We start from the raw sequence: 18,834 nt of genomic DNA, 5'->3' as shown, positions 1-18,834 counted from the left end.
GGCGGTCGGCACGGCACGACCAGCTTGTTCGCGGCGTTCAACGTCGCCGACGACACCGTGATCGGCGAACTACACCGCCGGTATCGCGCGATCGAGTTCCGTAAGTTCCTCACCAGCATCGACAATGCCGTGGCCGCCGAACTCGACGTGCACGTGATCTGCGACAACTACGCCACCCACAAGACACCGCTGGTCCAGCAATAGCTCGCCGTGCATCCGCGTTTCCACATACATTTCACCCCGACCGGCTCGTCGTGGCTCAACCAGGTCGAACGCTGGTTCGCGCCTTGCTCACCCAGCAACTCCTGCGCCGGAGCCCACAAAAGCGTTGCCGCACTGGAGAAAGACGTTCGCAACCGGGTCGACCGATCGAACACCAACATCCCGGCTTCGACGAAGCGGGCGGTGAGTGTGCGGGTCATAGCGGTCAGTGTCTCGGCTGTGTAGTCACGGTATGGGCTATCTTCGGCGCAGGCAGCGCCGAAGCGGCCGGTTCCACGGGTGGTGAGCGTGGACGATTTCGCGTTTCGCCGCGGAAATCGTTATGGCACAGTGCTCATCGACGCGGTTACTCATGACCGGATTGATGTGTTGCCGATCGCCGGTCCGAAACGCTCGAGGCATGGCTGCGTGAACACGCCGGTGTCGAGGTCGTTGTCCGTGACGGCTCATGGCATTTGTGGCACGGGCTCGCCCGGGCCTGCAGTGGGATTCGCATCAGCACGCGGATCGCGGAATGCCGCGACAGCCGCACCGGTAGCGCGGTCAGGACCCGCACGGCTGCGCGGCCATCACGCCGGGAACCTGCTCCCGGAATGTCCTGTGGCACAGTGGTATCGGGCACACCAGCCGTCGAACACGCACACGGATGTGTACCAGCCTGCCATCGACGGGCACGTCGGCCAAGGTTCGCTGGCGGTAACTGTGGACCTTCTCCGACGCCGACAGTCCCGAAAACAACAGCCCGGCAACACCATTCATCTCAACCACTGCGGCATACTGCCGTCACTCAGGTCTCACGCGCCACCGGAAGTGCGCCAGAGCCGCTATTCCGACACTCCCACGCTCGGCGAGAATCTCAACCTGTTCGACGCGCTGGCGGGCGGCGTCACGCAGGTGCAGCGCCGAACCGCAACGCTCGGCGAGAATCTCAACTGCGTCGTCCTTGAGGTCGTGGTAGAGGTGCCCCAGCGCAGGCAGCGTCGAACCGCAACGGTTCGAAAACGCGTTCTATCATCGGTTCCGTCGACGGCTGATGAGCGAAAAGGAGTGGCCGAATTGGCTGATGAACAGGTGGACCCGACGGCGGACGAAGACGCGTACGACGTCAACTTGGAGGAGCCCGTCATCGACTCTGCTGTGCCGACCACTTGGCAGGAATTCGCCGAGGATGCCCGGTCAGGACAGTCCGCCGTAGTCATAGAGGGGTTCGGGAGCGTCACTCTCCCAGGGGCAGCCCGCCTCACCGAGTAGACATTGTCGCTCGTGTTGGATCGCCACGGCGCCCACATCGGGCGGGATTTCGATCTGCTGCACTTTCTCTGGGTAACGCGCTATTCGGCTACTTAAGACTGGTGTCAGGGCTTGATCCCGGCCGGGATCGAGTCCCAGGTGCCCGGTGGGAGGCTCCCTGATCGGCTGCCCCCGGCTTGTTTGGTGTGGCTCACTAATGGCTTGCGTCCCACCGGGTTACCGTGCGGGCGTGGCTGGAAAGGGGTCTGCCCTGGCTCGAAGTAGCGGTGCCCTTCCCGCACGGACACCCAGTTCGTTCGGACTTCTGGAAGGACACCCGTGACGGTCATCATCGGAATAGGCCCGCATAAACGCTCGGCCACCATCGAAATCATCGACCATTCCTCCACCGTGCTGGCGACCGGCCGATACAGCACAGACACCACCGGGTACAGCGAGATGCTCACCGCGGCAAGACAATTCCCGGAGCGGATCTGGGCGATCGAGGGCTGCAACGGCGTCGGCCGGCATCTGGCACACCGGCTGATCCACCACGGTGAGATTGTCATCGACGTGCCCGCCGAACTGTCGGCGCAGGTGCGGGTGTTCGCCACCGGCAACGGCGCAAAACCGGCCCGGTCGACGCCTATTCGGTTGCGCTGGCCGCACTACGGTCACCGAATCTGTGACGAGTGCAAGCAGATCCGGAACTCATCGCACTCGGACTGCTGGTCGATCGTCGCGATGAACTCGGCCGCACACGCACCGAACTGTTGAACCGGATCCACCGGCTGCTCATGGAGCTGGTTCCCGGGGGAGCCAAACGGTTTCTGTCTGCGATGCAGGCCCGCGCCGCATGACCGAGCCGTAGTGGTGCCCGCGACCGCCCAATGCCAGCGCGACCGCGCACAGCAGCTGGCCGGTTCAGCATGATCCCTGAACGCCACCACCGAAGCGGATGGCGACGCCGACGAGATCCGAGACGAGAACGGCACCTCATCGACCGCGACCAGCGCCACGCTCGAGACATGAAGCGCCCCCACGACGTACGAGCGTGGGGCGTCTGCGGGGGATCAGCCGATCGTCCTCAAACTTCAACCTGACCCTACAACGACTTCAAGCGCGCCCAGTTCGAGCGCTGAGAACGGGCATTCCGCGACCGCGCCGAGCCGGGCTTCGCCTATCGGCTCGACGCGGCTCGCCGTGCAGCCTGCGAACTTCGCCCCGGACGTGAGTGCTCCGCTCACCGGGGCGATCCCTCACTCGTAGGCGACCTCCCAGCGCTTGATCCCGTTGAGCCAGCCCGAGCGCAGCCGCACCGGTTCCTCGACCTGACGCAGATTCGGCATGACGTCGGCGATCGCGTTGAACATCAGGTCGATTTCCAGTCGGGCGAGGTTCGCGCCGACGCAGAAGTGCGTGCCGGTGCCGCCGAAACCGACATGGGGGTTCGGGTTTCGGAAGGTGTCGAACGTGAACGGGTTGTCGAACGACTCCGGATCGAAGTTGGCCGCGCTGTAGAACATGCCGATGCGCTGGCCCTTCTTGATCAGCTGGCCACCGAGCTCGGTATCGGTCAATGCGGTTCGCTGGAAGGCTGTCACCGGCGTTGCCCAGCGGACGATCTCGTCAGGTGCGGTGCGCGGGCGGTGCTCCTTGTAAAGCTCCCACTGCTCGGGGTGATCGACGAACGCCTTCATGCCATGGGTGATGGCATTGCGGGTGGTCTCGTTACCCGCAACCGCGAGCAGAATGACGAACCAGGCGAACTCATCCGACCCGAGCGCCTCGCCGTCGACATCCGCGTTCACCAACGTGGTGACGATGTCGTCCATTGGACATTTGCGCTTCTCCTCGGCCAGATTCCACGCGTAACCCATGACTTCGGCGGTGGCCATCTTATGGTCACCCTCGAAGTCAGGGTCGTCGTAGGAGATCATCTGGTTTGTCCAGTCGAAGATCTTCTTGCGATCCTCCTGGGGAACACCGATCAGCTCCGCGATGGCCTGCAGCGGCAGTTCGCAGGCGATCTGCTGAACGAAGTCGCCCCGCCCCTCTTTCTTTGCCTCGTGAACGATCCGTTCCGCACGCTCGGTGAGCGCATCGCGGAGAGAGTTGACAGCTCGGGGGGTGAAGCCCTTGGACACGATCCGTCGGTTCTTGGTGTGCCGCGGCGGATCCATGTTGAGCATGAGCCCCCGCAGCATCTCCACCTCTTCACGGGCGATGTCTCCGTTGAAGCGAATGATGGCGGTGTTCTCCTCCGACGAGAACACCTCAGGAGTCTTGGACATCTCCTTGATGTGATCCATCTTGGTGACGACCCAGTATCCGCCGTCGTCGAAACCGCTGACCCCCTTCTCCTGCTCGCACCACCAGACCGGCGCAGTGCGACGAAGCTCGGCGAACTCTTCGATCGGCAGGCGTTCGGCCAGCACGTCGGGGTCGGTGAAGTCGAATCCTGCGGGAATGGACGTCGGGATCATGAGTACCTCCTTTGCGGCCTGCCTCAATGCAGACCTCACAACTCGATTAGAACACGTTCTAGTTTAATCGTGCTGGACCTCAACGCCTTACGGCGTGGATCGGGTGGTCGGCCGTGGGCTCAGGGAGGGTTCCGGCGCCCGCTTCGAACTTGGTGAATCGACGCGCCACCGGCCAGCTCCGCCGCAACCCGGTCCGGATCGAGCTGGTCACCGCCCGGACTGACGATGGGGACGCCCGGCTGATACGCGATCAGAGTCCAGCAGATCTCGGCCGTAGGACAGATTGATATGCGGCGGGGAAATCGAGCGAAGGCGCGCGTATGCCGACCGCAGGGCGGGATCGCGGATCAGCAGCTGGCGACGAAGTACGGCATCAGCAGGGAGATTGCGGGCGGCGTACTCCCAAAGGCTGGGGTCCTAGCTGCGGCCTATGAAGGGCTGTCGGATCCGTTGAAGCAGTTGGTCGATGGCCTGCGCGCCGAACACACCTTTTGGGCGGGCTATCAGACGGCCGAAAACGATCCGCTGGACCGCTCGATTATGGACATGGTCAACAAGAAGGCGATGGTGTCGGTTCACCCGGTCGTTCGCATCCACCCGGAACCGGCGAGAAGATCCTGTTCGTCAGCCCCTCGCGCACGAGCCGCATCCTCGATATGATGGCGCTGGAGAGCAGAAGGGTGCTCGACCTGCTCTTCGAGCAGATCACCAGGCTCGAATACACCACCAGGCTTCGCTGGGCACCGGGGACCGTAGCGTTCTGGGACAACCAGTCCACGGCCCATATGGCGCGGCCGATGTCCACGCCGAGTACGGTTCACGGATCCTGCACAGGGTCACCATTGTCGGGGACATTCCGGTCGGCCCAGGCCGCTTTCCTCCTATGCCGTGGTCGGTCAGCCGTTCGGGAGCGGAGAACGGTGAACGCCATCGATGCAAATCTGTTCGACCCGAGTTCGTTCACCGATATCGCGAACGCTGCGCAGATGTTCGAACGATTCCCGCACTACGAGCAGGTGCTCAGGTGGATCGAAGGGTTCGTGCTCAAACCAGATAGACGGCTGCATCGGCCCGGCGCAGTCTGCCCTCGCCTCGCGCCGACAATCGAGCGAAACCTGGTCCGGCTCGTCACGGTCAAAACGACAGCAGCGACGCTGGCCGAGGCGGTCGAGAAGATCCCGCATCTGGCTGACCTGTATATCGAGCTGTTCGGCCAGTCCCAGGCATTGCTGCGCGGTGGCGTGCTACTGGCGATATTCCCCGATGTCGACCCCGATGATGCCGCGGAGTTCATCGACGGCGGTCACGCGGCCGTCCGCGTGGATTTCGTGCGTCGCGGCTTGATGCTCGGGGAGTTCCACACCTCCAGTTCCGTTGGCAGCGTGCACAATCCCACGTTCCCTGTGATGCAGTCGCCGGTGCCGATGTTCGCCGTGCGGGCGCTGACGGTGCACGACATCCTGTTCCTGGACCGGCCCGGCGAGCACCGCGCCGAGCTCCTGGGCCACTACCTCGACCTCCTCGGCGACCAGATTCCGACGCAGATCGCACGCCGCGTTGAGCGCACGCTCGAAACGATCGGGCACTGACATGACCGAGATAACCGTGGAGCATGAACCTCACTTGGCTGCGGCCTTCGCGGCGTCGGTGGCGCGCAACGGCGACCGGATCGCGGTCCAGTGTGGTCAGGATGCGCTGACCTACACCGAGCTCGCGGCACTGGCCGAGGGAGTGGCATTCGGCCTGACCGCAGCCCGGCACAGTCCGGGCACACAAACCGTTGCAGTGCTGCTGGATCGGTCGGTGCAGTTCGTGGCGACGCTGATCGGCGCGGTGAGCGCGGGCATGGCCTATGTTCCGATCGACCCGGCCGACCCGGATGAGTACATCCAGGACATACTCGACCAAGTGCGCCCGGCAGTGGTCGTCACTACCGACGACCGACTGACGCGGCACCCGCACGGGACGGCACAGTGGACGACCGTCGCCCAGCTCACCGCCGCTGGGGCCGGACCGGGCGCATCTGCTCAGCCGTGCCCGGATGATCCGGCCTACGTCATCTTCACCTCCGGATCGACTGGGAAGCCGAAAGGTGTTGTTGTCGGTCACCATTCGATGCTCAATTCCACCGAAGCGCGTCTTCGTGCCTACGGTGTGCCCGTTCGGATTCCGCTGCTGCACTCACCCGCCTTCGATGTCGCCTCCGGAGTTGTCTTCTACGCGCTTCTGGGCGGTGGAACGCTGGTCGTCGCCCGAACTCCATTGCATGACGTCGCGGCAACGGTCGACCTTGTGCGCGACGAGCACATCACCCACCTGGTGTACGCCGCGTCGCTGTATGCGCCTTTCCTGGAACGGATTTCGGCGGATCCGCCCACGATGCTGACGGCGGTGATGATCGGCAGCGAACGATGGAGTGAGGTGCTGATCGACCGCCACCAACGCCTCCTGCCCCACACCTCGCTCTACAACGAGTACGGGCCGACCGAGGCATGCGTATGGTCAAGCTACGCACTGGTCTATTCGGGCACTACCGGTCAACGGTTCGCGCTGACGATCGGCGACCCCATCCTCAACACTCGCTACGCGCTGCTGGATGACAGCGGCACGGAGGTCGACACCGTGCCGGGCGTAGAGGGCGAGCTCGCCATCATCGGGGTCAATGTGGCGATCGGCTATCTCGGCCGCTCGGACCTGACCGCGCAACGGTTCGTCCGGCTGGGCGACGGGACGCGGGCTTACCGGACCGGCGACCTCGTCGAGATCACCGGCAACGGCCAGTTCGCAATCCTCGGGCGCACAGATCGCCAGATCAAGATCCACGGCAACCGGGTCGAACCCAGTCATGTCGAGACCACGCTGATGACCCACCCCCGGGTGGAACAGGCGTACGTCACCGTCCGAACCGACCTGGAACGGGAGGCGATGTTGGTGGGATATCTGGTCCCGGTCCGCGACAGCACCGATGCTGTGACCTCGCAGAACGCACAAGCTCACCTGGCGGCCCGGCTGCCGCACTACATGGTCCCTACAGCCTGGGTCGTGCTGTCGACGCTACCGCGCACGCGCAACGGCAAGATCGATGAGCACCAGCTGCCCAGACCTACTGTGACGGTGACGGATTCGGTGCCGCCGACAGACGCAATCCAGAGCATCCTGCTCGATGCGCTGGCCGAGATCACCGGCACCGACGCGATCACGGTCTGCGCCGCGCTGCGTGAGGTTGGACTCGGCTCACTGTCCTACGTCCAGCTTTCGGCGGCGATCAGCCGCCGCTTCGATATCGAAATCCCGATGAGCGTACTGTTCGACGCCTACGATGTTCGCGAACTTGCCGAACACGTACGCTCGTCCGCGCCGACCAACAGGCCCGCCTTGGTTGTGGCAGGGCGCGACAGCGACCAGGCGCCATTGAGCGCCCAACAACGTCAGATCTGGATCCTGCACCACCTGTCACCGTCGGCGCGGGCCTACACCACGCAGTGGACCCTCACGCTGACCGGCGAGCTGCACGTGGACGCGTTGCAACGCGCCCTGTCCCACATCGTCGAGCGCCACGAGATACTGCGCACGAGCTTCCATGACGGACCACAGGGACCGTTCCAGCAGATCCACGCCCCGTGGTCGGTCCGGATCAATCAGATAGACCTTTCCGACATGGACCCGCAGGCACAGCCGATCGCGGTGGAGCGGCACAAGCGCGCTGTGCTGAGCACCGGGTTCGATATCGGGACTTTGCCTCTGGTGAGGTGGCAGCTGTACCGGCTATCGGAGACGAGCTGGCAACTGTTCCAGGTCGAGCACCACTTCGTGCACGACGGCTGGTCGGCGACGCTGTTCCTGGCCGAGATCCGCGACGCCTACGACGCCGAGCTGCGTTCGCAATCGAATCCGCGACCGGCGCTGAGTGTGCAGTACCGCGACTACGCCCGCTGGTGCGACCGTTGGCGCGACAGTGATCACTACCGCCGACAGCGGCAGTACTGGACCACCGCGCTGGCCGGATGCCCGAGCACCGGTGTTACCTTCGAACCGGACCGGCCCCGCCCGCCGCTGCAGACCTTCAATGGCGGCTGTGTCCGGGCCAGCATCGCACCAGAGGTCATCGCCACAGTGGACGCGGTGTGCGCACAGCATGGCGTGACACGATTCGCGGTATTCCTGAGCGCGTTCGCGCTGCTGGTGTGGCGTCACACCGGCGAGTCGGACATGGTGATCGGGTCGGCGCTGTCCAATCGCAGGCAGGTCGGAACCGCCGACCTGCTCGGCATGTTCGTCAATGCCCTGCCGCTTCGGTTGAGTGTCGAGGAGTCCGCCACCCCCGGCGATATCGTGCACGGCGTCATGGGAGTGCTGCTCGGCGCGCAGGACAACCAGGAGTACCCGCTCGTGGACCTGATCGAGCAACTGGACCTGCCACGCGACCCTGCCCGCAACGCGCTGTTCCAGCTGATGTTCGCCTTCCACGACAGCCCTCGGCCGCGCCTAGAACTCGAGAACCTGCGCTGTGAGCTGTGGATCGACCACAACGGTTCGGCGAAGAACGACATCAACGTCGTCTGCGTGCCCGAACCATCATCGGATGTGTTGTCCGGCAACAGGATAAACATCCTCTGGGAGTACAACAGCGACCTGTTCGACCACGCAACCGTGCTGGACCACGCCGAGCAGTTCGCGCACATCCTGGGCGCGCTCGTCGATCATTGGGACACCGCGCTCACCGAGTTCGACTTGCTCGGACCACAGCTGACCGAACGCATCATCACCGCCGGGACCGGCCCCCGTTCGGTGCCTGCGTTCGCCACGATCGTCGAAGGCATCGACCACAGCATCAAGCGCGCCCCAGACGCGGTCGCGGTGATCCACGGATCGGACACCACCACCTACCGTGCCCTCGACGAGATCGTGGCGCGCATCGAGGGCCTACTCGCCCAGGCGGGGGTCGGCGCCGGAGCGAGTGTCGCGGTGGCATGCGGCAAATCCGCGGAACTCATTGCCTCCTGGGTTGCTGTGCTGCGGCGCGGGGCCGCCTACCTCACCCTGGATGCGTCGCAGCCTCCGGCGTGGTTGGCGAACCTGCTGCGCGACAGCGAATCTGCGGCGGTGTTGTGCTCGGCGGATCAGGCCGACCTGTTCTGCGACTGCGAGGTGCCGGTCTTGTACGTGGACAAGGCAGCGTTGTATTCCCAGGCTGCGGCTCGGCCTCCGATCCGACCCGGCGCCCCCGCCTATCTCACCTACACCTCGGGGTCGACCGGCACGCCGAAGGCCGTCGTCACCACCCATGCCAACGCGGTCGCCGCAATGCACGCCCGCACAGTCGAATTCGGGTCAACACCACCACGAACCCTGGTCACGCTGCCGGTGATCTTCGACGTCGCGGGATCGATGATCGCATGGACGCTGTCGCTCGGCGGGACCGTCGTCTTACCGGTCGACACGACCGCCGAGCAGGACCCGGATGCGGTGCGAGCGCTGATCGACACGCACTCGATCACGCACCTGAACTTCGTCGCCTCGTTCTATCCGCTGCTGCTCGAGACAATCGACCGACCCTGGCAATCATCGCTGCGCGTGGTCGCGATCGGTGGCGAACCATGTACCAGCGAACTCGTGCGCCGCCACGCCCAGCTACTGCCGCAGGTGGCGCTGCACAACGAATACGGCCCCACCGAAGCGACGGTGTGGTGCTCGGTCGCACGCGTACATCCCCGCGAACACCCCGATGATCCCGCTCGCATCAGCGTGGGCCGCCCCATCGCCAACAGTTCGATGTACGTCCTGAACACCCGCGGCCAACTCGCACCCACGGGCGCACGCGGCGAACTGGTCATCGCCGGCGCAGGCATTTCCCTCGGCTATCTCGGGCGTCCCGACCTGACAAGTCAACGATTCGGGCCGATCGCGACTGGGCCGCTTGCCGGTACCCGGATATATCGAAGCGGCGACGCGGCACGCCTGCGCGCCGACGGCGAGTTCGAGATCCTCGGCAGGCTCGACGACCAAGTCAAGGTGCGCGGCTTCCGCATCGAGACCGGCGAGGTATCGCGTTGTCTGGCAACACATCCCGCCGTCCGATCAGCGTTCGTCGCGGTCGAGGATGTGGCAGGCACCCCACAGTTGGCGGCATTCGTAGCCGCACCGGGCCACGATCACACCCTCAGCGCCGCGCTACGGCGGTGGCTCGGCGACCGATTGCCCTCCTACATGGTTCCCTCGGCGTACGCGATCGTCGAGGATCTGCCGCGCACGCCCACCGGCAAGCTCGATCGCCTCCACATGCCAGCTCCGGCTGGCCCACTCGCCGTGACCGGGTCAACGGAACAGACCAGCCCCGCACAGAATGTCCTGCTCGAGCTGTGGCGCGGTGTCCTGGGACGGCGTGACATCACCGTCGACGACGACTTCTTCGCCGTGGGCGGCGACTCGCTGCTGGCGATCAGGACGGTGTCCCTGGCGCGCTCCCAGGGACTGGAACTGTCAGTGCCGACGATCCTGCGGGCCCGCACCATCCGTGCGATGACCCAACAGTTCCACGAACCCACCTCGATGACCCGGCAGCGTCGCCCCGGCGGCACCCGGCTCGCTCTCTCGGCGATCCAATGCTGGTTCTTCGCACGACAATTCCACGACCCGGATCACTTCCATCAGATCCGAATCTTCCAGGTCAGCCCACACGCACACGAGCACGACCTCATGGCGGCGATCGCATGGAGCGTGGCACGACACGACGCATTCCGCACCGTGTTCTCCCAGACCGGTGGCCACTGGCAAGCCCACCTGCTCGACAACGCTCGTGAACCGGCCGTATCGCTCATCACCCTGCTCGAGAGCGCCCCGGAAACATCGATGCGTGCCCACCTGGACTCGGTGTGCTCGCAACTATCGATCCGTGAACAGCGACTCTGGCATATCGCACTGTGCACCGATCCGGGATCGGGACGACGATGGCTGTGCCTCGTGATGCACCACCTCATCATCGACACCGTCTCGTGGGATGTCCTGACCCGCGATATCGAGACCGGCCATCGCAAGCTGTCGGCCGGTGAACAGCTCGACACCCACAACGCGGCTCCCGCAGCCGGGATGCCGAGCCGAATCCCGTTGCAGCCCAACGCCGCCGAATTCGTCCATTGGGAAGCGCTGCTCAATGCCAGCACCGGCGGCATCGCCACCACCACCGAGCGCGCGCCATTCGCGGCTCTGCACCACACCGAACGCACCTTGTCGCCGCTGGCGCGACGTTTCCTGGTCCGCGAGTTGCCGCTGCTCCGCAAACCCGGTGAGCGGCCGGTGCTGCTGGCCGCGTTCGCCCGCGGGATGATGCTCGCCTTCGGCCAACCGCTCTACGTTTTGCTCGAAGGGCACGGGCGCGACCACCTGCCCGAGGCGGACCAGATCATCGGCTGGCTGACCGCGCTGTACCCGGCGCTTCTGCCCGTCGGAGACCAGCCAGACCTGCTGACCGCCGCCGCCGACGTCGAGCGACGTCTGGGCGAAATCCCGGCCAACGGCATCAATTACGGTATCGCCCGCTATCTCGAGCCAACCTCGCCGCTCGGCGTGTTGGTAGCCAAGATCCAGGCGCCCTCGATCACCTTCAACTACCTGGGGCAACAATCCTCACCGTTGGCCACCGACGTGCTCGCGCCCGTGCCCGTCGAGACCGGCAGCGGGATCGGGCCTACCAATGTCTTGCCGACACCGTTCGGTATCACCGTGGTCGACACTGGTGACGTCATGCACGTGCGGTGTGCCCACGACCCCGCCCGAGTCGATTCCCCCTCGGCCGCAGTTGTATTGGACGCGATGATCGCGGCGATCGAGCAGGCCGCGAGGACGGTCCACCTCGGTGGTGACCAGGATCGGCCGAATCACTTCCTGGTGCCTCCGGTCGGCGGCACCATCAGCTGGGCCCATGCTTTGGCCTGCCAACCTGACTCCCCATGGCGGTGGGTCGGGCTTCCCCAGTCCGATCCCGGCCCCGACACCACGGTGGCTGTCCTGGCCGAGGAGTATTGCGCGCGGATCCGGCGAATCCAACCAGTAGGGCCGTACACGATCACTGGATGGTCCTTCGGCGCGGCAGTAGCGTTCGAGATGACACGACAGCTCGAGGACACCGGTGAGCGCATCGAGTTGACGATGATCGATCCGCCGATGATCGAAGACCAGTCCACCGCTGCGGCGGCGCTGGCCAGTCAACTGGCCCGATTGATGCCCTGGGCCACCGTGTCGGTGGCCGAGTCGGCAATCACTGCGACGGCGCATCTGGTTGCGGCCGAACGGGTATCCGCGCTGGTGCGGTGTCTGGCGAGCATGGACCTCGGGGCGGAGGAATTGGCGCTGCTCGAGCGGCAGGTCACGATGTTGCTAACCAACCATCGGGCGCTGGCGCAATGGCACCCGGTCGGCGAGGTGGCGGCCATCGATCTGGTCGTGTCAAAGGCCACGCATGTCGCGGGGCTGGTGGAATTTGAGCTCTGGTGCCGCCACACCCGCAGCAGCGTGCGGATGGAGGTGGTCGAGGGAGATCACCTCTCGATGATGTCCGGCCAGGGCCTCGACGCGCTGCGCGCAATCCTCTATCGCCGGGTCGGGTGAGCATGTACAGCGGATGCGGCATCGCGGGCGCACTCGAGTCGAACTTCGGATCCACTCACGGCAGGCTGGATCCATGCCGGTCTGCTGACCAGCATTCATCCTGCCCTCGAACGGGTCCTCGGCCCACGCATCGCCCATCCGGCAGTACTGGAGATCCTCTCGCGCTGCGGTGGTCCCGGAGGAATCAGAGCTGCGGGCAGAGGCAGCTCACCACGATCGCGACCAAACATGCCCCGCGAATGGGCGCGCGACTGGTGGAGGAAATCCTGGCCGCGCTGCCCGCGCAAACAGTCGCCGTTCCCGGTTCGAACGCTGCGGAGATCGTGCTGCCGAAGCTCGCCGATTCTCTGAAAGCAGTTCTGCTACAACGCAAGAGCATCGCTGAAAATATCGAGAGGATGCTCGATGATCACCCTCTTGCCAAGGTCCTGACTTCGATGCCCGGCGTCGGAGTCAGGACCGGAGTCCGTATCCTGCTCGAGGTCGGCGACGGCTCGGCCTTCGCCTCGGCCGCCCTCTCGCCTCCTACGCCGGCATCGCCCCGATCACCCACCCGATCCGGCAGCTCCATCCGCGGCGAGCACCCCGCTCGATCAGGCAACCACAAACTCAAACGAGCCCTGTTCCTGTCCGCGTTCGCCGCGCTACACGACCCGGCCAGCCGCGCCTACTACACGCGCAAACGCGACGAAGGAAAGAAGCACAACGCCGCCCTCATCTGCCTGGCCCGTCGCCGCTGCGACGTCCTCTACGCCATGTTCGAGAACAAGACGCCTTACAGGCCGCAATGCGATGCCGCCGCATAGTCATCGAACCGGGCCCGTGGTGAACCAATCGAGCGTTTGACCATGGGCCGCGGCATATCCCAGCGGAATCCCGTCCAACGCGACGACGAACCGCCCGGGGGTGTCCTGCGGCGGCACCGGGAGCCGGTCAGCCACAGATTCGACGACGAGGCTGCCCTCGTTGGACAGCCAATGGCAAGGCAAGCCCCGAACTGTGTGCTCGAACCGAATGCGCTCATCGACACTCGAATAGGCCAGAACAGCGCTATGAAAGACCACCACCGTCGCCCCCTTCGGCGCGGCATGAACCAGTTCGGCCACCTTCTCGTTCAGATCACCGGATACAACATCCGCTGGCCGAGACCGGGCAATCGCCACCGCTTCGCGCAACCGCCGCAGCCGATCCGGCTGTCCAGGCCACACCAGGCACTCGAGCCACCGCATTTCGTCAGCGTCGTTGACATCCAACGGGTTCAGATCGACCCCCGCCCGCGACACCACCTGGGGCAACCGATCCGGAATCGGCGCTGCTCCCGAGGTTGCACACCGCAGCACCACACCAGACTCGCCGCAGTCAGGATGCAGCTCGTTTCGATCGTCGTACTGATAGCTGAACAAGTCCGGATAAAGACACAGACCCGCCGACGCACCCACTTCGATCAGTGCCAAAGGACCAGGAAGTTGCGCGAACACCGGAACAAGCACCGCGGCCCTGCCGACCTCGTTGGTTTGCGTGCTTCGCGCTAGCACCACCTCGGCAACAGCATCCCAATGCAGCAGCATCCAGTCCCTGAACTCGGGAAACGATGTCTCGGCGACCCCCAGATAGCGAGACGCCGCGAGAACGAGATTCGGCTGCCTCTTCTCCTGCGGCAGCTGATCGATCAACGACAGCAGCCCCCGATCCGACGCGATCCCCAACGCCCACAGCTCATAACACGACGAACTGCCCCGAGCCTCGAACTCCCCGAAACGCCGATACCGGCCAGCTGTCCCCGAATCCACACAACCGTTCTACCCGAACACCACCCTCACCAGCACCCGGACCGAATTTTCCGGATCATCTACAACACGATCAGACCGCACCAGGCGCTCGACGGCCGAGTGCCCAGCGCGGCCTTCATCGGCTGCGACCAGCGGAGAAACGCTCGATAAGCGGCAACATCGTGCGTTCGGCGGGCCGAGATGATCTCGGCTCGTTGATCTTCCGGGAGTGCCACACGACCCGCGTCGAACCGCGCTCCATGCGGCATGACCGGACGTTCTGTAGAGCTCACGATCCCCAGTGGATCGCCCAAACTCCGTCATCGCCCGGGTGGATGCCCTCGAAATACACATGATGCACGTCGATGCCGCCGTACCACCCCGTCTGATGGCGAGTGCGACGTTCGGTTTCGGAAACGGCGGCCACGAGGTCACGCACCGTGAACCACTTGCCGTTCGGTGCTGGATGAGCGACAGCATCTCCGAACCCCCGCAAGTTCAGTACGGAAAGCTCCAGAACCACTCGGTCGAGCTCTTCCCCAGTCAATTCACGAAACTTCCCGCCCTCGAAAACCTCAGGTGCAAACGAGAGCTCGCTGATCTTCGCCGTCGCAGTCGCCCGCTGATTCGCGAGGTTCGCCGCGATATCCTTAGTTGGCTCCGTCAGCTCGATCGCCAACGTCCCGGACAACTCATTGAAGAACTTCAGTGACATGTGAGCAATCCTGGCATGGGGCACCGACCCTCGCACACCCAAAACCACACTGTAATCGGCATTACCGAGCACTCTCAGGTGATCTTGACACCTGCAGCATCAACCCCATGACCAGCGAGATCCTGCCAAGATCTTGACTCGAGACAGTTCTTCGGCACCTTGAAATATGAGCACCTTTTCCGCGGCGTGCTCGCCGATGGTGATGCTCTGGATATGGAGGTCCACCGCTTCCGGATCATCTACAACACGATCAGGCCGCACCAAGCGATCGACGACCGAACACCTAGTTCGGCGTTCGTTGGACCGTCGTCCAGTAGCGACGGCAACTCCGGCGGACACCGGTTCCACGCGCCGGGCTGTTGCGGGACTCGATGGAAGTCCAACGTCCGGAAATGCCGCTTATCGCTCGATTTTCCCTCCGCGCCTTCGCGACGCTCATGCGCCAGCTACGTGGGCGTGAACTGGAGCAGTGGATGAAAGCCGTTGACGCCGAGGACCTCCCGGCCCTGCACTCATTCGTCCGTGGCCTGCGCCGCGACCTCGATGCGGTCACCGCCGGCTTCACGCTGCCCTGGAACAGCGGACCAGTGGAAGGAAACGTCAGCCGCATCAAGATGATCAAAACGGCAGATGTTCGGCCGCGCGAAACTGGACCTTCTCCGGAAACGAATTCTGTTGAGCGACTGAGTAATCCGTGAAGGAATAGCTACCGGCACAATAGTTATTCCGCGATCAGGTTTGCTATCGGGCTCTTGACTTCCGGCGCAGATACTCGCCCAACGAGAGGTCCGGCTGCTTTCGGAACTCTTTGGGCCTGCGACCCCTCAGCCGCAGCTCGGCAACGTCTGACGTTTCGGTGTCGACCAGCCCGGTTGCTGCAAGCAGATCCTGGTGGGCCCGATGCCGATTGGCGCGGTGTACGCGTGCCCGCTTACGTGGCAGGTTCTTCCGCGACGCCTTATCGTTCTCGCCGTAGGTGTTGCGGCGGTCATTGGCGTAGCTCAGCTGCTTCTTCTCTTGCGGACTTCTCCTCATCACGCACCTACCGTATCGGGACTGTCGAACCATTTCCTGATGGCGATGGGCATACTGCGGCGACCGAGCAGACACACAAGCGCACCCAGTTGCTCGCTCCAGAACTGTTCACGAAAAATGGGACAGATCCCGAATGTTGAGCGGTCAGTGCTGAGCGAATTCTGAATAGCCGTGCGGTAGTGAGTTGTTGGATACTCGGTTGTCCTTGGCGAGGAGTACGCGGCGTTGTCTGGTGCGGTAGGAGTCGCCGGTGAGGGTGAGGACTTCGGCGTAGTGGACCAGGCGGTCGATCATGGCGGCGGCGACAACGTCGTCGGAGAAGGTTTCGCCCATCGCCCGAAGGGCAGGTTCGAGGTGACCATGATCGAGCCTGCTTCATAGCGGGAGGCCACGAGTTGGAAGAACAGGTTGGCTGCGTCCTGGTCGAAGGGGATGGTATCCGACCTCGTCCACCTATGCCGACGTCGGCATAGCTCGACGAACTGGGCTACCTGCCCTTGCCCGCAGAGGCGGCGTCGGCACTGTTTCAGGTTGTGTCGGCAAAATGGCTGACACCGCCGTTTGGTTCCACCGCTATCGACTGGCGCGACGCCGTCGTCGGCTCTGTGGCAACGGCAGCACTGCCATCGGTACTCGAAGCCTCCACTGCGCAAAACCTTTCGGCGACAGCGACACTGGAGAAACTCCTTCGGATCGAGGTCGACGACACCGAAGCCCGCCGCCTGGCGGGCCGGTTGCGGTTCGCCAGCCTGCCCACCCCGGCGTCACTGGCCAACTTCGACGTCGCGGCTAGGGCACCAGCAGATACCACTCCGCGAACGGGCCCTGGATTGGCCAAGTGTCGGCCATGATCTTGGCCGGACCCATCCCCACCCACAGGTCCACGGTCACGGTGTCGCCCGGCGCCGCATCGGTATGCACATACACATCTTGCGCCCGCGCACCCGCTGAGCCCACCCATCCCAGCATCACATGATTGCCGCACGGCCCGCGCTGATAACCCAGTGGTGTCACGTGGGCCAGCACGTGGCCAGGCAGATGCGGTGCGGCCTCCACCGCCACGCCGATCGTCCCAGCACAGAAATTCGCATCCCCGAAGGTGTAGAGCGTGGTGCCGAACGGCGCCCATTGCGGTAGCGGATCCGCCTGTGCCGGCGTCGCCTGTATTCCACACATCAACGCACCGATCCCTGCCGACACCACGACCCCTGCCGCTGCTCGCCGCACTGTCATCAGTCGATGTCCTTCCCGCGTAACAACACTCGCAGCCGTACCCCGCTCCAGCAATATAGCCAGGACGGATCCGCATGACGTCGCGGCGCAGGCCGAAAGTCGTTCCGTCAGTTAGCGTATCGAACCAGCTCGACCGTGTGGGAGGTTCAAGCTTTCTCGTAGCCGTCGGGAGCATGGCATTATCTCGCCGAGATCCCTTGGGTGATATCAGTTCTGCCCGATTCAGGCGGCGCCGGTGCAGTTTTGCCATCGCTTGCGCGTCGACCCTTGCAGTTAGCCCGGTTGTCTGTGAAGTCCCAGGAGATAGTTGACGTTTCGTCCTCGGGACATCGTTGACAGATCAGAGGAGAGCATCGATGGTTGCTGGCGGTGCCGGATGCCATTAGCGGATGGGGCAGCGGCAGGATCACCAGATGCGCGCCAGCCGCGGGATGTCACTGGCCGGGAATACTGTTGCTGTATGGGGATTTCGCCTCGGGTGCAGCTTCGCGACTGGGATGCCTGTGATTCATCGACGCACAACACCGTGCTCGGTTGGTGTGATCACCCGGAGGTGCCGGCGCATGCGTCACGGGGAATGGTGGCCGCGATGGTGTTCGGGTTCCCTGATGCGGTGACCAGCCCTCGCCGTCTCGCGGCCCATACTTGGGTGGCCCACTATGGCGACGAGCCGGTGGCGTTCGTCGGTGGTGACCTCGTCGCCGAATGGGTTACGCCCGAACAGTTCTACTCAGCCCAGCCCTCAGTGGAGATGCCGGGACCGCTGTTGACCTTATCGACGCTGGTGGCCTGCTGCGACTCGCCCGGTTTGTCTGGCCGCATCACCTCGTGCAGCTGTGACCAGACGGCCGGGTCGAGGTCGGCGAGATTGTCGGGCATGTCGCGGATCTCGGTGCGGTTGCGGTGAATCGCGGGCACCAGCATGTGGCGGAGACGGTCGTCGCCGAGCTGGACGATCAGTTCGGCGAAGTTGGTCTTGATCGGTGCGCCGTGAAGCCGTATGGGCGCGTGGAATGCATTGTCGGGCTGTGTTTGTCGCCGGTCAATGCTCGGGTGTCCGGGGTATCGCGGACTTGGACGCGACATTTTGGATGAGGCGCAGCAGGGCACGAGCAGCGGCCGGCGTGAGGTCAGGTGGATCCTTCGGGACGACGACTCCGAGTTCGGTTGGTCTTGCACTGTCATGCGATCGGCGTGTGGGCGTCGACTGGGCCGTCTCGACCGCGGAGCCGACCCGGCGAACGTTCCGCATAAGGCCCTCTTCTGATCGGCGTGGCGAGCGGGGCCCTGATACGCATCTGACGCGGCAGCTCGAGGAGTCGTGGCCGGAGTATTCCAGTGGTGCGTCGTTTCCAGGCGCACTGCGCTACCTCCGCTTGTTCCATGCAATGGCCGCCCCGCGTCCCGGCGCGGATCCGTCAGGCCCTATCAATGTGGTTTGAGCCCACCGCGATGATGGAACAGTGCTGGAGATATTTGATGAGGCTTTCGCGACGAGTCCGTGGTCCGTTCTTGGTGACTTGCGCAGCGAGGCTGGGGG

Annotated in this window: 12 protein-coding genes and 8 pseudogenes; 12 read left to right on the top strand and 8 right to left on the bottom strand. The window is 64.1% G+C overall.

Annotated elements, in window-relative coordinates:
* Positions 1–6: 6 nt before the first annotated feature.
* Both AB0J29_RS12035 and AB0J29_RS12030 read left to right on the top strand, forming a co-directional pair.
* Positions 7–285, top strand: a pseudogene (locus AB0J29_RS12035) (transposase); the annotation flags it as partial.
* A gap of 207 nt (positions 286–492) precedes the next feature.
* Positions 493–671, top strand: a pseudogene (locus AB0J29_RS12030) (transposase); the annotation flags it as partial.
* A gap of 32 nt (positions 672–703) precedes the next feature.
* On the opposite strand, the pseudogene AB0J29_RS12025 reads toward AB0J29_RS12030, so the two are convergent.
* A pseudogene (locus tag AB0J29_RS12025) lies at positions 704–939 on the bottom strand (transposase family protein); the annotation flags it as partial.
* On the opposite strand from AB0J29_RS12025, the gene AB0J29_RS12020 reads away from it, so the two are divergent.
* Both AB0J29_RS12020 and AB0J29_RS12015 read left to right on the top strand, forming a co-directional pair.
* Positions 823–1,473: a hypothetical protein gene (locus tag AB0J29_RS12020; RefSeq protein WP_364783864.1), complete on the top strand. Its 651-nt coding sequence runs from the start codon at positions 823–825 to the stop codon at positions 1,471–1,473. The pseudogene AB0J29_RS12025 and the gene AB0J29_RS12020 sit on opposite strands and share 117 nt — an antisense overlap.
* Before the next feature lie 318 nt (positions 1,474–1,791).
* On the top strand, positions 1,792–2,229 hold the full coding sequence (locus AB0J29_RS12015; protein WP_364783400.1) for a hypothetical protein: 438 nt from the start codon (positions 1,792–1,794) through the stop codon (positions 2,227–2,229).
* A 482-nt stretch (positions 2,230–2,711) separates the two neighbouring features.
* On the opposite strand, the gene AB0J29_RS12010 is transcribed toward AB0J29_RS12015, so the two are convergent.
* A complete protein-coding gene (locus AB0J29_RS12010; RefSeq protein WP_364783397.1) occupies positions 2,712–3,938 on the bottom strand; it encodes a cytochrome P450 in 1,227 nt (408 codons plus the stop codon).
* Positions 3,939–4,226: 288 nt separating this feature from the next.
* Between AB0J29_RS12010 and AB0J29_RS12005 the strand changes: the two genes are divergently transcribed.
* The 5 genes and pseudogenes from AB0J29_RS12005 (at position 4,227) to AB0J29_RS11985 (ending at position 13,348) form a co-directional block, all read left to right on the top strand.
* The gene (locus AB0J29_RS12005; RefSeq protein ID WP_364783394.1) at positions 4,227–4,598 is read left to right on the top strand and encodes a TauD/TfdA family dioxygenase; all 372 of its coding nucleotides are present in this window, start codon (positions 4,227–4,229) and stop codon (positions 4,596–4,598) included.
* A pseudogene (locus AB0J29_RS12000) lies at positions 4,595–4,687 on the top strand (hypothetical protein); the annotation flags it as partial. The gene AB0J29_RS12005 and the pseudogene AB0J29_RS12000, both read left to right, overlap by 4 nt.
* Positions 4,688–4,858: 171 nt before the next feature.
* Positions 4,859–5,527, top strand: a complete 669-nt coding sequence (locus AB0J29_RS11995) for a DUF6875 domain-containing protein (protein WP_364783839.1) — start codon at positions 4,859–4,861, stop codon at positions 5,525–5,527.
* A gap of 1 nt (position 5,528) precedes the next feature.
* Positions 5,529–12,542, top strand: coding sequence for an amino acid adenylation domain-containing protein (locus AB0J29_RS11990; RefSeq protein WP_364783391.1), 7,014 nt, complete (start codon positions 5,529–5,531; stop codon positions 12,540–12,542).
* Between the two features lie 254 nt (positions 12,543–12,796).
* Complete coding sequence (locus AB0J29_RS11985) at positions 12,797–13,348, top strand: transposase (RefSeq protein WP_364783388.1); 552 nt, start codon at positions 12,797–12,799, stop codon at positions 13,346–13,348.
* Here the strand turns inward: AB0J29_RS11985 and AB0J29_RS11980 are convergent, their stop codons facing one another.
* A complete protein-coding gene (locus AB0J29_RS11980) occupies positions 13,349–14,332 on the bottom strand; it encodes a DUF2332 domain-containing protein (RefSeq protein ID WP_364783385.1) in 984 nt (327 codons plus the stop codon).
* Between the two features lie 268 nt (positions 14,333–14,600).
* A complete protein-coding gene (locus tag AB0J29_RS11975; protein WP_364783382.1) occupies positions 14,601–15,026 on the bottom strand; it encodes a hypothetical protein in 426 nt (141 codons plus the stop codon).
* Positions 15,027–15,182: 156 nt separating this feature from the next.
* Here AB0J29_RS11975 and AB0J29_RS11970 point away from each other — a divergent pair.
* Together AB0J29_RS11970 and AB0J29_RS11965 are read left to right on the top strand one after the other, a co-directional pair.
* Positions 15,183–15,503 (top strand): annotated as a pseudogene (locus AB0J29_RS11970) (integrase core domain-containing protein); the annotation flags it as partial.
* Positions 15,497–15,713 (top strand): annotated as a pseudogene (locus AB0J29_RS11965) (transposase); the annotation flags it as partial. The pseudogenes AB0J29_RS11970 and AB0J29_RS11965, both read left to right, overlap by 7 nt.
* Positions 15,714–15,767: 54 nt before the next feature.
* Here AB0J29_RS11965 and AB0J29_RS11960 read toward each other — a convergent pair.
* Both AB0J29_RS11960 and AB0J29_RS11955 read right to left on the bottom strand, forming a co-directional pair.
* Positions 15,768–16,064: a hypothetical protein gene (locus tag AB0J29_RS11960; protein ID WP_364783379.1), complete on the bottom strand. Its 297-nt coding sequence runs from the start codon at positions 16,062–16,064 to the stop codon at positions 15,768–15,770.
* 141 nt (positions 16,065–16,205) lie between these two features.
* A pseudogene (locus AB0J29_RS11955) lies at positions 16,206–16,514 on the bottom strand (ATP-binding protein); the annotation flags it as partial.
* Positions 16,515–16,678: 164 nt separating this feature from the next.
* Here AB0J29_RS11955 and AB0J29_RS11950 point away from each other — a divergent pair.
* Positions 16,679–16,819 (top strand): annotated as a pseudogene (locus AB0J29_RS11950) (AAA family ATPase); the annotation flags it as partial.
* A gap of 31 nt (positions 16,820–16,850) precedes the next feature.
* On the opposite strand, the gene AB0J29_RS11945 reads toward AB0J29_RS11950, so the two are convergent.
* Positions 16,851–17,294: a hypothetical protein gene (locus tag AB0J29_RS11945; RefSeq protein ID WP_364783376.1), complete on the bottom strand. Its 444-nt coding sequence runs from the start codon at positions 17,292–17,294 to the stop codon at positions 16,851–16,853.
* A gap of 726 nt (positions 17,295–18,020) precedes the next feature.
* Entirely contained in the window at positions 18,021–18,479 is a 459-nt protein-coding gene (locus AB0J29_RS11940) for a hypothetical protein (RefSeq protein ID WP_364783861.1), read from the bottom strand.
* Positions 18,480–18,834 lie beyond the last annotated feature (355 nt).

Source organism: Nocardia sp. NPDC049707 (assembly GCF_040674855.1).
GTDB lineage: Bacteria > Actinomycetota > Actinomycetes > Mycobacteriales > Mycobacteriaceae > Nocardia.
This window is presented reverse-complemented; position numbering and strand designations above follow the sequence as displayed.

What these genes read in the sequence shown, in the direction of transcription:
- AB0J29_RS11975 (WP_364783382.1), bottom strand. Translation starts at nt 15,026, where the DNA reads ATGTCACTGAAGTTCTTCAATGAGTTGTCCGGGACGTTGGCGATCGAG.
- AB0J29_RS12010 (WP_364783397.1), bottom strand. Translation starts at nt 3,938, where the DNA reads ATGATCCCGACGTCCATTCCCGCAGGATTCGACTTCACCGACCCCGAC.
- AB0J29_RS11940 (WP_364783861.1), bottom strand. Translation starts at nt 18,479, where the DNA reads ATGACAGTGCAAGACCAACCGAACTCGGAGTCGTCGTCCCGAAGGATC.
- AB0J29_RS11945 (WP_364783376.1), bottom strand. Translation starts at nt 17,294, where the DNA reads ATGACAGTGCGGCGAGCAGCGGCAGGGGTCGTGGTGTCGGCAGGGATC.
- AB0J29_RS11990 (WP_364783391.1), top strand. Translation starts at nt 5,529, where the DNA reads ATGACCGAGATAACCGTGGAGCATGAACCTCACTTGGCTGCGGCCTTC.
- AB0J29_RS12005 (WP_364783394.1), top strand. Translation starts at nt 4,227, where the DNA reads ATGCGGCGGGGAAATCGAGCGAAGGCGCGCGTATGCCGACCGCAGGGC.